Raw genomic sequence first — 14,471 nt, forward strand, 5'->3', positions numbered from 1 at the left:
CCAACCTTTTGACTACCTTTTAACTATTTTTTATAGTTATTTAAAATCATATAGTTAAAATAAATATTCACTAAAATTTTCAAAATGGCGCAAGGCTACGCGAATAAACATAAACTTGCGATTTATCATTACGCATAAAGCGCGTAGTAAATTGACGCTTTCGATTGCTTAAAGATACTTCGATGTTGGCTTTAAAATAATTGGATGTCACACCGAAAATCTTATCTGCCTCGGTTTTACTTGCAGCTTCCAATGTGTCAAATGGTGCGACTTTCATCAACTCACCTACATTGGCAAAGTGCTCAAGTTTTTCTTGTCTCGCTTTTAAAGCTGTTTGTATGCTATTTACGTCTAGTTTTTCATCCATGGCTGCCAAAACCATTGCAGGTGCTGTATTAACATTAATTCGTGTGGCAATATCAGGCAGTGCCGATATATAAGGTGCGATTAAATCATACTTTTTTTCTTCAAAACCACGTACTTGTTTAAGTTCTTCAACACTGGAAAATTTTCGATTTGCAGCCAAATATGGTTTAGGTAAACCTTGGTAATAACTTGTTTCGGCGCCGAATGAACCTATGGTTTCATTATCTGGATCTTGCCAATCAATCACGGCTTGGACAGCATCAGCAGGTAAACCGACACGAACCAACAGTTTAGAAAAATATTTCTGTGCTGCATCGTTGGGCTTACCTTCATTGGTTAATAAACTGTTTAAATTGAATTTACCTGACTCATCTTCCAACACACCTGTAACATATCCATCTTCAACGGGAAATGCTGGCATTGGTTTTGCCCAAGTTTCCTGTAAATAATCTGCCTCTTTGCTGTTTTCGCTGTCTTGTACCAATATCTCAGAATAAAATGCTTCCGCACTCTTTGCATAAAAAAGTGCTTGGCTTTGCCGTTTTAAAAACCCTGTACTTTCATTGGTGTAATTTTGACGTTTAGCAATCGTCGCAGCAATAATGGTTGCCAAAGCGACCATCACTAAAATCGTAATTAATGCGATACCCTTTTGCTGCTTCAACTGCATGAATGATTTACCTAAATTGATTGATCCACATCTAACATAATACTGATTTAATTACCTGTGCCGTTATTGATCAGATAGTCAGAATTGAGCAAACTAAAAATCCATTCATATTCTATATCACGAATCGTGACTTTAATTTTAATCCCACGTGGCAATTGCCCATCATTTTTAATCATATCGTTTGGCCAACGATCTAATTCAGTTGGATTTAAAACATCAATACGATACTGATCAACATCTGCCAATAACACACTCGATAAGGGTTGTTCTGAATTATTTCGATTTAAATTTGAATATTTTAACCGATAAAGTTTTTTCTCTTGTGCATTGTAAACATATTCAATTCGTTCATAGGGTGACAGCCCCTGTTTAAGCGGGTCGGTTACACCTGTTTTACTGAAAGAAAGTTTTTGATTGTCTAAGCGTAAAGCAGGTTCAATTTCCTCACCACTTCTCGCAGAAATAGGAACAATCTGTAAGGTATCACGCTGAATCTGTTGATAGGCACCTTGCAATTGACCTAAATTTTCCTCATGTATGACATTACGATCTTTAACCTTAATCAGATAGTCAAATATTTTCCAGCCCAATGCTGACAAAACAGCAAAGATTGCAATAGCCACCAAAAGTTCAATTAAGGTAAAACCCGTACTTTTCTGTGAATACACAGTTTGATTTTTTTTATGTTTGATTAGATTCATCATTATTTTTCTTTGATCGGATAATTAAAGAACACCATATTGGTAATCCCTGCTTCTACTTTGCCCGTATCAGGATTAAAAAGGCTCACTTGCACATCTATTTTTTGTACATTTGGGCTCAGTGTAGATTCTGCTTTTTTATCTACCTGCCAAGTTTCACCTTGTGTGGTGATTTGTTTGGATGATGTTCCTGACAGCCATTCACGATTAATCATCATCATTGAGATTTCATTCTGTGCAACAAACTGAGCTTTGGTTCGTAAAATCGCGTTGGCTGTCGACTGCGTATATTGCATCGCGACTTTAGTCAAAGCCATTGCTGCGACTGCAAAAATCGCCAAAGCCACAACCACCTCAATTAAAGTAAAGCCCTTATTTTTCTTCATCTACTTTACCCAAATAATCAACTCGAATCACCCCACCCACTGGCTTTTGCTGATAATACATTTGAATTGTGACAGGTTTGACTTCACCATTTCCAAACCAAATCAATTTAGGTGCATTATTCCCCAAGAGTTCTGAGTTATTTGCATTTTGGAATTGATGATCTTCCGTTTCAATAGAAAATGAAACGTATTCTGGCAACGCTCTTTTAGGAAAGTCCGTCACTTCTTTCCATGGTTTATTGTCAACCACTCGAATACGTTGCTCAGCGTCTTCTTTGACTGGAATATATTCAATAACACCATACTGTGCATCTGCAACATCCGTAGCATTGTGTAATTCGAGTGCATAAATACGCGCTTGATCATTGGCTTCACGATTAATCTGCTTTAAATCGAGCAATAACATCTCGCGCGCTTGCATAGCTTTACGCTGATCTACGCCATCAATATTTAAAATGATCAATGAGGCAATAATACTGATGATGACGATCACCACCATCACCTCAATTAAGGTAAAACCTCGCATTTTTTGAGATGATCGTAGATTTTTCATTGCAGCTAAGCCACCTGTTCTGAGGCTTGTGGATGTTTTGGCACAGCCAATGCCTGATCAATCAATGCGACACGTAAGGTATCTCGACAACCTAAATAACGTTGATAGAAGCTTGAATTCAATATCGCTGCTCCACCATGCGTAATTGACCAAATCGAAGCCAAATAATCACGTACAGACATCAAACTTTGAATGGATTCTAGATAGCATTCTGTCATTCGAATAATGATACGTAAACGTTGTTTACGCACTTGATAGAGTTCACTAAATAAATGATGGATGCCTTGTCCAGTAGTGGATAATCGCTCTTCGATCTGATGGAATAACACTGCACGTTCAGGATGGTGTAAATGGTGCAACATAAAAAAAGCCAAATGCTCAGGAAATGCTTTTTCAGTATCACGTACCATTTCAAGTAACATACGTTCATTACGAATGATGAGTAGTATATACAACTCATCTTTACTCTGAAAATGCTTATAAAGTGTTCCCTTAGCTAGATCTAGTTCTGCAGCAAGGGCATCCAATGTCATCCCAGCTTCACCATTTTCTAAAAGCAGTTGTTCAGCAACCTGAAAAATCAATGCTTCTCTTGCTCTAAACTGAGCCTGTCGATCCATCTTCACCCGATAAACTCTCTTGTTAATTCTATCCGTTAATAAATTGACGCACTTCTATTGATTGCTTTTTAAATCAGTGCTTTTCAATCACTTTTGTTGAAGCAGATTTTCAAAATTTTGTGTGGTAATGAAAGCGATCTCTTCAAGCGTTTTATCATATACATCACTCAGCGCTTTGGCTACATAAGGAACGTATTTTGGTTCATTCGGTTTTCCTCGATAAGGCATCGGCGCCAAATAAGGACTATCCGTTTCAATCAACAAGCGATCTAAAGGTACCTGCTTTGCAACATCTCTTAAATCTTGCGCATTTTTAAATGAAACAATCCCAGAGAAGGAAATATAGTAGCCACAATCTAAAACCGCCTTTGCAGTCTCCCAATCCTCTGTAAAACAATGCAAAATACCATGTGTTGATTTTTCAGCCCGAATAATGTCTACAGTTTCATGCTTTGCTGAACGGGTATGGACAACTACAGGTTTTTTAAGCTGTTGCGATGCGTGAATATGTCGTGCAAAACAGGCTTTTTGTTCAGCAATAAATTCAGTACTATGAAAATAATCCAAACCTGTTTCACCCAAGGCCCAAACTTTTTCAGCCTGCGCCAATTCAACCAGTTTTTCAACACTTGCACGTTGCATCACTGCAGGATCTTCACATGGGTGCACACCAACACTATAGCCCACATCTGAATGTCTTGCGGCAATTTCTGCAAGTGCGATATGGTCATCCAAATCTACAGAAATCCCCATAAATTTGGACACACCAGCATCTCTTGCTTGTTGTAATGCGGCATCGAGATCCCCAGCATAAGGTTCAAGATTTAACATGGTTAAATGGCAATGCGTATCAACAAACACAGAAATTCCTAAATATTGAAAATTGGCTTACATTGTAAAGCTAGGACGGTCTAAAGACATACTGCCTGCGAGTAGTTTTTCTGCTTCCATTTTGTAATAGATGCCTTTTTCGCCAGTGAGTTGAATTGCAAAACCTTGTGGCTTAATTCCATTTTGCTTTTGCGAAATCCAAATCACTTTCCCTGTTAAAGGAACTTTCTGTGATTGATCTGGCAAACCTGCCAATACGAACACTTCATCGCCCATTTTTACAGCATTCTTTGATGGTACAAATAAGCCACCACCTAAAATATAAGGCATATAACTGGCTTGTAAGGTTGCACGATCATTGATGTTGACTTGAATCAAACCGCCCATACGTGGTTGCATGATTATTCCCCCTGAATATTCAAATTTTATGTCACATTCATTAACTGAATCGACAATTGATCAATAATTAGATTTGTTTGTACATTTTGATCAACTTTTAGCTTAGATTGTTGTAAATCCTCATAAATAGAGAACAAGCTTTGCAATTGATACTGCGCTGCAAGCTCATCCAACTGCAAATCTGAATTCTTTACAACTTGATTCAGCTTGACACAAATTATATCTGACAACAAGTATTCAAACATTTGTAAAAAATCATAAAAGCTCAGTTCTTTATTCCATTTTGAAGCGAACTGTAAAGGCATGCTTTTTTGACTGACCAGTCTTTGCCAATCTTGTAAAAATTCCCCACGTCGGTTTAACCAATCCAGCTCAGCAAGCGCCAATGCTTGCAATGGCATGTTATTGGATAAATTCATCAACAAGTTAATTTTAGAATGCATTTCACTTGGTAAATGCTGTTGCAAATATTGTTCTGAAAGCGTGGGGCTAATACGATCCATGGCAAAGTGCTGTAACCGACTACGAATCGTTGCAGGCAACTTTAGATAATGTTCTGCAAGTAAGATAATCTGTACCCGATCACCTGGCTCTTCTAGTGTTTTTAATAATGCATTTGCAGAAGCAATATTTAAAGCTTCTGCAGGTTCAATCACAATAACGCGCCAACCATCTACTGTTTGCTGCACAAATGGTAGTAAATCACGGATCTTCTCGATCTTAATTTTCGCGTTTTGCTTCTTATTCTCTTCATCGGTCGTGATATTAACATAGTTAGGGTGGGTATCCGATTTGAGCCACTGGCAACTTGCGCACTCTCCACAAGCACCTTGTGGTGTTTTATTTAAACACAAAACCCATGACAAAAAATGTTGGGTAAATGCATGTTTACCACAACCTTTTTTACCATAGAACAATAAACCATGCCCTAATTTTGGAAAGCGACCTGTTAAGGTTTCCCATGTCTGTTGCTGCCAAGGATAAACCTGAGAATTAGAAGCATCCATGAATCAAAAACCTAAATACAAGTGAGGTAAAAACAAGTGACGTAAGTATAAATAATGCAAAGACAAACTATTCAAAAACCGCTACATCTAAGGCGTTTAAGCGATCCAAATCTGTTTGAGTATCGACACCCGGTGGTAAGTTTACTTGTGCGATATCAATCGCAATACGATGTCCATTTTCTAAAACGCGTAATTGCTCTAAACTTTCCAACTGTTCCAAAACACCCATATCCCAAGTGACATATTCTTGTAAAAGCTTGACACGGTAAGCATATAAGCCCAAATGACGATAAGCATGCTGATGTAGCTTTTGCTCAGCCTGTTTAACACCCTCTCGATCATAAGGAATTTGTGCACGACTGAAATAAAGCGCTTCATTGAACTTTGACATCACCACTTTCACGATGCTGTCACGCTGAAACTCGTCAAGCTGATGTATCGGCTCACATAAGGTCGACATTGAACAATCTGCTTTCTGTGCTAGCAACTCCGCAACTTGAATCACCAATTGTGCAGGCAACAAAGGCTCATCGCCCTGTACATTCACAATAATATCCTCAGCATTCCAACCTTTGATCCGAGCAACTTCACTTAAACGATCTGTGCCTGAAGGATGACTCGGATCAGTCATCACAACATCCACACCTTCTGCTCGGCAAAGCGCTGCAATACGTGGGTCATCTGTTGCCACACAAAGATCATCAAACCCCTGTACTTTTTTTGCTTGATCAACCACACGTAAAATCATGGCTCGTCCATGAATTTCTAAAAGCGGTTTACCCGGAAGACGTGAACTCGCAAAACGCGCAGGAATAACAATATGTTTCATCAAATTAACCTTGTATTAGATCAATACCAAGTTGAGTAAGTTGTTGGTTGAGTAATAGATAGCATTCATCAGACAAGACTGCCCCTACTGGAACCACCCAAATCTCACGACTAAATGTAGAATGATTTTTCAATAATGGTAAAAGCTTTACTGCATCTTTTTCAGTGGTGATAATCGGATTGTTATCTTCAAACTGCAAATCATCAATTTCATAATCATAATGGTCTGGAAACTCATGACATTGAAATTGAGTTACACCTATACTTTCCAAGGTATTATAAAAGCGTTGAGGAAAACCAATTCCAACAACTGCATAATAATCGAGTGTAGGATCAAACTGCTCAGATTGGTCAAAACTTGGATTTAATAGATAAGGTTCTGTCACTTCTAAATGCATATTGAGAGCTGAATGTGGCTGGTGCGCATGCTCAATCACGGTGCTGTGCTTTAAACGGCTCACAGGCTCGCGTAAATAACCTTCAGGAAGCAGTTTTTGATTGCCCAAACCCCGGTTATTATCCAACACAATCCATTCGATTTGACGCGCTAAAGCCCAATGCTGTAAACCATCATCACTGATAATCAAATCAAGTTCATAATGTTGCAGTAGTAACTCAATATTGGCTTGGCGATTGCCACCCACCACCATGGGAACCTCAGTAGACTGAACAATTAAACAGGGTTCATCGCCCACTTGATCAGGCACAGAATCTAAAGTAACCAGTGCAGGAAAAGGCCCTTGCCCCCCATAACCACGGCTAATCACACCAACACGAACACGGTGATGTTGCAAATATTTCACCAACTGGATCAATAACGGTGTCTTCCCACTCCCGCCCACAGTAATATTTCCAATAATCATCACTGGGACAGGTGCTTTATAGGTTTTTTTTATACCTTTTTGATACAGTTGCTTATTTACCGTAAAACCGAATTGATATAACCATGACAATGGCCGCAATGCAATCAACCACTTGGACTGTTTATTCCAAGCATCTTGAATGATTTGCGCAATAGACATGTTCGATTATTCCTCAAAGTTACGTTCATACAATTGATAGTAAGCGCCATGCTTCGCTAATAACTCCGTATGAGTACCTTGCTCTATGATACGCCCTTTATCCATAACCACAATCTTATCTGCTTTCTCAATTGTGGATAGACGGTGAGCGATCACAATCGTGGTTCGATTTTGATCAAGCATCGCTTCATCAAATGCTTTTTGAATAAAGTGTTCAGACTCATTATCTAAAGCACTGGTGGCTTCATCAAGGATAAGAATTGGTGCATTTTTAAGGATTGCACGTGCAATGGCAATACGTTGACGTTGACCACCAGAAAGACTTAAGCCTTGCGCGCCCAAAGGTGTGTCATAACCATTTGGTAACTCCATAATAAAGTCATGTGCATAAGCTGCTTTAGCAGCGGCAATAATGGCTTCATCGGATGCTTTTTCTAACTGACCATATGCAATATTTTCACGCACTGTTCGATCAAATAAAACAACTTGTTGGTTGACCATTGCAACTTGTGTACGCAAACAACTGAGTTCAATATCTTGAATAGGAAGTTGATCTAGATAAATTTGCCCTGCGCTAATTTCCTGAAAGCGCACCAACATATTCACCAAAGATGACTTACCAGCACCTGAACGCCCAACCAAAGCAATGGTTTGGCCTGCTTTTATGTCTAATGTGAAATCATCAATCCCTTTTACATTGTTTTTATAAATCAAAGACACATGATCAAACTTGATATTACCCAATAATTTTGGCGTTAATGTTCCAGTATTTTCTTCATGTGGCAAATCTAGAACTTCGAATACAGAATATGCAGCAGCAATACCACGTTGTAATTTTTCATTAATATCCGTTAAGTTTTTAATAGGTTTCGCCAGTAACCCTGCTGCTGTGATATAAGCAACAAACTCGCCTGCTGAAGTATCGCCTAAAATTTGTGGACGTAATGCCAACCAAATAATGATACCCAGAGCAAAAGCCATGACCAATTGTACCAGTGGACTATTTAGGTTTTGTACAACCACCATTTTCAAGCCACGTTTTAAGTTTTCTTCTGACGACTTATAGAAACGTTGTTGTTCACTTTCTTCACCTGCAAAACTCTTTACAACAGCATTACCACTGACTGTTTCTTGCACAATATGGTTGACATCACCCATGGTATTTTGCACTTGAATAGAGAGCTTACGCATACGTTTTGAAGCTTTACGTACCAATAAGCCAATAATCGGCATAAAGATAAAAATACACAAGGTTAAACGCCAATTGGTATACAGCAAATAACCCAATAAACCCAAAGCAATTGCACCATCACGAATTAATGTTTTTAACGATTCAGAGGAAGCCGCAGTTAACTGCTCCACGTTATACATAATTTTTGCAGTGATATGGCCAGATGAATTATCCAAGTAATACTGTGCTGGTAGTTTTAACAGTTTGGCATAAACTTCTTGGCGAATACTAAATACCAAACTTCTTGAGATGACTGCAGTAAAGTAGCCTCCCATAAACAAACCTAAGCCTCGGAAGAATATCAATAGAATAATCAGTGCTGGGAACCAATCAAGATCTCCACGATTACCATCTTGAATTGCATCAATAATATATTTAAGTAATTTCGCTACAGAAACTTCAGTTGCCGCATTTACGCCAAATCCAATAATAACGAGTAAGGCTGCCCCCCAGTACGGCTTTAAATATGCCAAAAGACGGACATAGACCTTAAAATCTTGATTCACTAATTAATAACCTCGAGATGGAACTTTGGTACTGATATTGATGTTAACGAAACCAAGCTGTCCTGCGACGTCCATCACTCGTATAACATCTTGATGCGTCGCTTTGGCATCTGCAGCAATTACAAACATCAGATCACGATTGTCATTTGCTGCTTGCTTAATTGCAGTACTTAAATCAGCCGACTCTTTACTCGAAAGTGCCTGCCCATTAACTGCATAATGTCCTGCCGAGTCTACCATGACTTCAATTTTATTTTTGTATTCTTTTGGCGGAACACCTTGTGCATCCGGTAAAGAAAGATTGATCCGACTTTGCTGGTTAAAGGTGGTGGTCAGTAATAAAATCACCAATATAAATAACAAGCAATCAATCAATGGCGTAAGATTGATATGAATATCTTCAACTGTTCTGCGTCTAAATTTCATGAAACACCCCTAAAACGGATTTAACCAGCTTTCTTTTTTTCATTTTCAAGGTGTTTCTGAAAAAATAATGCGGCATGAAATAAAGTCGATTGTTGCTCGAGTTCAGCCACATATTCCTGAACTAGGCGTTGAAAATAACGGTAGGCAAATAGTGCTGGAATAGCAATCACCATACCTGCAGCTGTGGTAATTAATGCCTTAGAAATACCTGGAATCATCATGGTTGGATTGGCATTCGTACCTAAATCAATCACCAAAAAGGATTCGATAATCCCAATCACTGTACCCAACAGGCCCAATAACGGTGCAACAGCGCTCAATGTTCCCAAAAAATTGATATTTTTTTCTAAATATCCAATTTCGCGTGAAGCAGTCGCTTCCATCTGAGCACGTGCAAATGCCTCTCCTTGAGCGTAAGCATCGATACCATCTTTAAAAATATAACCCAATGCAGTTTGGCAAACCGCTTGATCTTGTTCCATTTCATCTAAAACATTGTCAACATTGCGACCTTTTTGCATCATAAGCGACTTAGGTAGAACTAAAGATCGTTTCAGCCGTATAAATCTCTCGATTGAAATCGCAACAGTAAAAATTGAACATAAAACCAATGGCAGCATTAACCAACCGCCGGCTTTAACAAGTTCCCACATCTTTAGTTCCCCAAATTAATTAAATCGCTTAAACATTATTGTTCTGGTAAACAGATATTTAAAATTCCATCTAACTCATCAAGCGAGTTATAACTGATGACCAGCTTGCCTTTACCCTGTTTGTTATAGTCTAATTTTACACTTGCACTAAAACGTTCTGACAATTTCTGAGTCAGCTGTTGTACATCTGGTGCAAGTGGATCTTTAGATTTTTCCTGCTTTGGTGTATTCCAATCACGCACCAACTGCTCGGTTTGACGAACAGATAAACTCTTATCAATCACAATTTTTGCAATTTGCAATTGATCTTTAGCTTTTAGGGTCAATATCGCACGGGCATGCCCCATGTCTAATAAACCTTGTTGCATTAAATCTTTGATTTCATCTTCTAGACTTAATAAGCGCAATAAATTACTTACGGTAGTGCGTGCTTTACCTACAGTATCTGCAATTTCTTGATGACTAAGCCCGAATTCCTCATGGAAACGTTGTAATGCTAGTGCTTGATCAACAGGGTTTAAATCTTGACGTTGAATATTTTCGATCAATGCCAAGGCAATCGCAACCTGATCGGTCAAATCACGTACAATTGCAGGAATTTCAGTCAAACCAGCCAATTGCGCAGCACGCCAGCGACGTTCACCTGCAATGATTTCATATGGAGTTTCGTCATTCTCAATTGGACGAATCACTATCGGCTGCATTACACCATGTTTTTTAATCGATGCAGCAAGTTCTTGTAAATCCTGCTCACCAATAAAACGACGGGGTTGATATGCACCGCGTTTTAATTGGGTTACATCCATCTGTTTTAATTGGCCATGATCCAATGCTTGAACTTCAAGCTGTAATTTTTCTTTTTGGATAGAACCTAATAATGCATCTAAGCCACGACCCTTTGCCAACCCTCTTTTTTTCACGGTCATGCTTTATTTCCTTTTTTCACTTTACTCTTTTTCAACATTTCAGCTGCTAAATTTAAATATGCAATTGCACCTTTAGAGCTTTTCTCAAAATAAATAATCGGTAATCCATGTGCTGGCGCTTCGGCCAACCGCACATTACGCGGAATCACTGTATCATAAAGTTTCTTACCAAAATACTGTTCTAATTCGGCAGAAACATCACGAGTGAGTGCATTACGCGCATCATACATGGTACGAAGCACCCCAATAATTTCCAATTCAGGGTTTAACGCCTGCTGAATTTTATCAATGGTCTGGGTCAGATCTGCCAATCCTTCTAATGCATAATACTCACATTGCATTGGAATAATCACTGCATCGACTGCGGCTAAAGCATTGACCGTAATTAAACTTAAACTTGGTGCACAATCAACAATAATATAATCAAAGTCTTTTTCAATCTGCTGTAAAGCGTTACGCAAAATAAACTCACGTCCATCTTGCTCTGCAATTGCCAGCTCAACACCTGCCAAATCACGATTTGAGCCAAGCACTTTATAGCCAACTTCAGCTTTACTAATTGCAGTTTCAATCGGTACTTCACCCAGAAGTACATCGGTGACTGAATACAACAAATCATTTTTTTGAATACCCGACCCCATGGTAGCATTACCCTGAGAGTCCATATCCACCAATAAAACACGCTTTTTCAACACTGCCAAAGAGGCAGCCAAATTCACGGCTGTCGTGGTTTTACCTACGCCACCTTTCTGGTTTGCGATAGCAATAATTTGAGCCATGGTAACCCCAACCCTTAGTCTGTTTTAAATCTGTTTTAATAAAAGTAAATGACGTTGTTCGTCCAATCGAGGTACATGCAATTCAATAATGTCACAACTCCACTTGTCTTTTAAAGCATCAACTTCTTCAGTGGGAATCAAACCTTTCATTGACGCAATGATACTGCATTCATGCATATAAGGTTTTGAAGCTGTCACAAAATCTGTCAATGAAGCAAATGCACGACTGGTGATCACATCAAATTGCCCTAGATCATGGATACTATCTTCATTTTCTACACGTGTCTGAACTGCGACAACATTTTTTAGTTTTAAATCTGCAATAAACTGTTTCAGAAAACGAATTTTCTTACCATTTGAATCCAACAAAACACATTGGCGTTCAGGTTGGCACAGTGCAATGATCATCCCTGGCATACCCCCGCCTGTACCAATATCGAGTAAACGACCAGCGGGTAAATCATTTAAAATACTTAAGCTATCCAATAAATGTTTAACCAACATTTCTTTTGGATCACGAATCGCCGTTAAGTTATAAGCTTTGTTCCACAGGACGAGTGCATCTTGATATTGCAACAATAATCCTAATGCTTCATCACTAAGTTTTAAGCCAAGCTTTAGACTGCCTTGCTTTAACTCTTGAAAAAATGGATGCATGATCAAATAACATCTCTAAAAAGTTAGCTGAAAGTATACCTATTTCTCGCCCGTGGAACAGTAGTTAACGATGAGTTAATACGCACTTAGGCGTATTTATCCTCACTTAACTATACTCACCCTGTCTTATTTGCAAATCCAAGGCTGTTAAACGCTCAGGTGTACCCACATCAACCCACGCTGCCTGCATTTTCTCAGCCGAGATTTTACCGTCTAGCATGCCTTGTTTAAGCAAAGGTGCAAGTGGTCTTTTACCCTGTTCCAGACCATCAAACATTTTTGGGTTAATCACAGCGATACCACTATAAGTTAAATTTTCACCTTGCTGATTTTGCTCAAAGGTATAAGCACGACCATTTGCCAAGGTAAAATCGCCATGAGGATGCTGTTCAGGATTATTGACAAAAACCAAATGTGCAAGATCATCGGCAAGATTGATATCTAATAATGATGCAAAATCAAAAGTGGTCCATACATCACCATTGACCAGTATAAAAGGTTGATCACCGAGAAGCGCTAAGGCATTGATAATCCCACCTGCGGTTTCCAAGCCCTCATCTTCACGCGTCCAGCGTATAGTCACACCAAATTGTGAGCCATCACCCAAGGTGCCAATCAGAATATCTGCCAACCATGCAGAGTTAATCACGATTTCAGTCACGCCAATTTTTTTTAATTTTTCAATATGCCATACAATTAGTGCTTTGCCGCCTACTTCCAACAAAGGCTTTGGCTTATAGAGGGTCAAAGGTCGCATTCTATTGCCTAGACCAGCAGCTAAAATCATCGCTTTCATGCTGCAACCACCTCATATGCGCCATATTTTTCTTCAAATTTCGGCAAAACCCGTGCATGGATAAAACGCATAAACGATTGTAATTCTGGGTAAGGTTTTGACTCTTCCAGTAAATACCACATGACACGAGGCAAGTCCTTGAGATAACCAGACTTACCATCACGCTCAAACAAACGAACGAAAATACCTAAAATTTTGATATGACGCTGAATTGCCATAAAGTCAGCATCTTGTTTGAATTGATCAAAATCACGATCTTGCTTCGCAGATTCTGGCAACAAGTCATAAAACACTTTAAACCACTCATACACACGCTCAGGACCCCACTGTACGTAGGCATCACGGGTAATCGAAATCAAGTCATAAGTATCCGCACCGATCACTGCGTCTTGAAAATCAATCACACCTTGGTCTTTCTCAGCTTCAAGAATCATCAGGTTACGACTATGGAAATCACGATGTACGATTACTTGAGGTTGTGCCAAAGCTGCATTGGCAAGGATAGCAAAAGTTCTTTTAATTAAAGCATGTTCTTCATCTGTCACTTGGATTGCTAATGATGGTAACAACCAATCCGTTAACAATTCCATTTCTGAGATCAGCTTTTCATAGGCATATGCTGGCAATTGTGATGAATCAGCGACAATCGACTGCAACTGCACCAACTGCTTAAAACTTTGCGCATAATGTGCATCTACCGTTTGATCATTCAATTGTGTAGATAGCAATACATCGCCAAAATCTTCAAGTAACAACAAACCTTGAGCTAAGTCCTTGGCAACAATATGAGGTACACGCACCCCATTTGTGTCAAAGAATTCATCAATCGCAACAAAAGGACGACAATCTTCCTTCTCAGGAGGTGCATCCATAAGCATAAATGTTTTATTATTCAAGGTAATTCGTGCATAACGACGGAAACTCGCATCGCCTGCTAAAAAATTGATTTCAAATTGATCTGAACTGAGTACAGATGTTAACCATGTTTGTATCAATTGTTCACGTTGTGTATTCATTTGCAATTTAATCTAATTCAGGCTGAATTTTTGAAGTGCTAAGTGTAGCTACTTATCGACTTTTTCTCTATGATGCGACAATAATTAATTGCGATTAG

The 14,471-nt window shown here is 38.9% G+C and carries 18 protein-coding genes; all 18 read right to left on the reverse strand.

The window, feature by feature from the left end:
- Positions 1-79: 79 nt before the first annotated feature.
- Positions 80-1,036, reverse strand: coding sequence for a type II secretion system minor pseudopilin GspK (gspK, locus tag FHR28_RS10670; protein ID WP_154130511.1), 957 nt, complete (start codon positions 1,034-1,036; stop codon positions 80-82).
- Positions 1,037-1,083: 47 nt separating this feature from the next.
- Positions 1,084-1,740 carry a type II secretion system minor pseudopilin GspJ gene (gene gspJ, locus FHR28_RS10675; protein WP_154130510.1) on the reverse strand — a complete coding sequence of 219 codons (657 nt, stop codon included), beginning with the start codon at positions 1,738-1,740 and terminating at the stop codon, positions 1,084-1,086.
- Positions 1,740-2,123 carry a type II secretion system minor pseudopilin GspI gene (gene gspI / locus FHR28_RS10680; RefSeq protein WP_016539436.1) on the reverse strand — a complete coding sequence of 128 codons (384 nt, stop codon included), beginning with the start codon at positions 2,121-2,123 and terminating at the stop codon, positions 1,740-1,742. The genes gspJ and gspI overlap by 1 nt, the downstream gene beginning before the upstream one ends.
- Positions 2,110-2,676 (reverse strand): prepilin-type N-terminal cleavage/methylation domain-containing protein, encoded by a 567-nt coding sequence (locus FHR28_RS10685; RefSeq protein WP_105712767.1) that lies wholly within the window; start codon positions 2,674-2,676, stop codon positions 2,110-2,112. Before FHR28_RS10685 ends, gspI begins: the two co-directional genes overlap by 14 nt.
- 5 nt (positions 2,677-2,681) lie before the next feature.
- Complete coding sequence (locus FHR28_RS10690; RefSeq protein ID WP_004720824.1) at positions 2,682-3,296, reverse strand: TetR/AcrR family transcriptional regulator; 615 nt, start codon at positions 3,294-3,296, stop codon at positions 2,682-2,684.
- A gap of 87 nt (positions 3,297-3,383) precedes the next feature.
- Entirely contained in the window at positions 3,384-4,157 is a 774-nt protein-coding gene (locus tag FHR28_RS10695) for a TatD family hydrolase (protein ID WP_004720827.1), read from the reverse strand.
- A 27-nt stretch (positions 4,158-4,184) separates the two neighbouring features.
- On the reverse strand, positions 4,185-4,526 hold the full coding sequence (locus FHR28_RS10700; RefSeq protein ID WP_004720833.1) for a PilZ domain-containing protein: 342 nt from the start codon (positions 4,524-4,526) through the stop codon (positions 4,185-4,187).
- 26 nt (positions 4,527-4,552) lie between these two features.
- Positions 4,553-5,533, reverse strand: coding sequence for a DNA polymerase III subunit delta' (locus tag FHR28_RS10705; RefSeq protein WP_154130507.1), 981 nt, complete (start codon positions 5,531-5,533; stop codon positions 4,553-4,555).
- 67 nt (positions 5,534-5,600) lie between these two features.
- A complete protein-coding gene (gene kdsB / locus FHR28_RS10710; RefSeq protein ID WP_166782557.1) occupies positions 5,601-6,362 on the reverse strand; it encodes a 3-deoxy-manno-octulosonate cytidylyltransferase in 762 nt (253 codons plus the stop codon).
- Positions 6,363-6,366: 4 nt separating this feature from the next.
- On the reverse strand, positions 6,367-7,383 hold the full coding sequence (lpxK, locus tag FHR28_RS10715) for a tetraacyldisaccharide 4'-kinase (protein WP_166782558.1): 1,017 nt from the start codon (positions 7,381-7,383) through the stop codon (positions 6,367-6,369).
- Between the two features lie 6 nt (positions 7,384-7,389).
- On the reverse strand, positions 7,390-9,120 hold the full coding sequence (gene msbA / locus FHR28_RS10720; RefSeq protein WP_151957108.1) for a lipid A export permease/ATP-binding protein MsbA: 1,731 nt from the start codon (positions 9,118-9,120) through the stop codon (positions 7,390-7,392).
- 3 nt (positions 9,121-9,123) lie between these two features.
- Positions 9,124-9,546, reverse strand: a complete 423-nt coding sequence (locus tag FHR28_RS10725) for an ExbD/TolR family protein (RefSeq protein ID WP_004821219.1) — start codon at positions 9,544-9,546, stop codon at positions 9,124-9,126.
- 20 nt (positions 9,547-9,566) lie between these two features.
- Entirely contained in the window at positions 9,567-10,199 is a 633-nt protein-coding gene (locus FHR28_RS10730) for a MotA/TolQ/ExbB proton channel family protein (RefSeq protein WP_151957107.1), read from the reverse strand.
- Positions 10,200-10,234: 35 nt separating this feature from the next.
- A complete protein-coding gene (locus FHR28_RS10735; RefSeq protein ID WP_004720851.1) occupies positions 10,235-11,125 on the reverse strand; it encodes a ParB/RepB/Spo0J family partition protein in 891 nt (296 codons plus the stop codon).
- Positions 11,122-11,904 carry a ParA family protein gene (locus tag FHR28_RS10740; protein ID WP_004720853.1) on the reverse strand — a complete coding sequence of 261 codons (783 nt, stop codon included), beginning with the start codon at positions 11,902-11,904 and terminating at the stop codon, positions 11,122-11,124. The genes FHR28_RS10735 and FHR28_RS10740 overlap by 4 nt, the downstream gene beginning before the upstream one ends.
- Before the next feature lie 24 nt (positions 11,905-11,928).
- On the reverse strand, positions 11,929-12,561 hold the full coding sequence (gene rsmG / locus FHR28_RS10745) for a 16S rRNA (guanine(527)-N(7))-methyltransferase RsmG (RefSeq protein ID WP_166782559.1): 633 nt from the start codon (positions 12,559-12,561) through the stop codon (positions 11,929-11,931).
- Positions 12,562-12,667: 106 nt separating this feature from the next.
- Positions 12,668-13,357, reverse strand: coding sequence for an N-acetylmuramate alpha-1-phosphate uridylyltransferase MurU (murU, locus tag FHR28_RS10750; protein ID WP_166782560.1), 690 nt, complete (start codon positions 13,355-13,357; stop codon positions 12,668-12,670).
- Positions 13,354-14,373, reverse strand: coding sequence for an aminoglycoside phosphotransferase family protein (locus tag FHR28_RS10755; RefSeq protein ID WP_166782561.1), 1,020 nt, complete (start codon positions 14,371-14,373; stop codon positions 13,354-13,356). The genes murU and FHR28_RS10755 overlap by 4 nt, the downstream gene beginning before the upstream one ends.
- Positions 14,374-14,471: the final 98 nt, after the last annotated feature.

Source organism: Acinetobacter sp. BIGb0196 (assembly GCF_011759595.1).
Taxonomy (GTDB): domain Bacteria; phylum Pseudomonadota; class Gammaproteobacteria; order Pseudomonadales; family Moraxellaceae; genus Acinetobacter; species Acinetobacter guillouiae.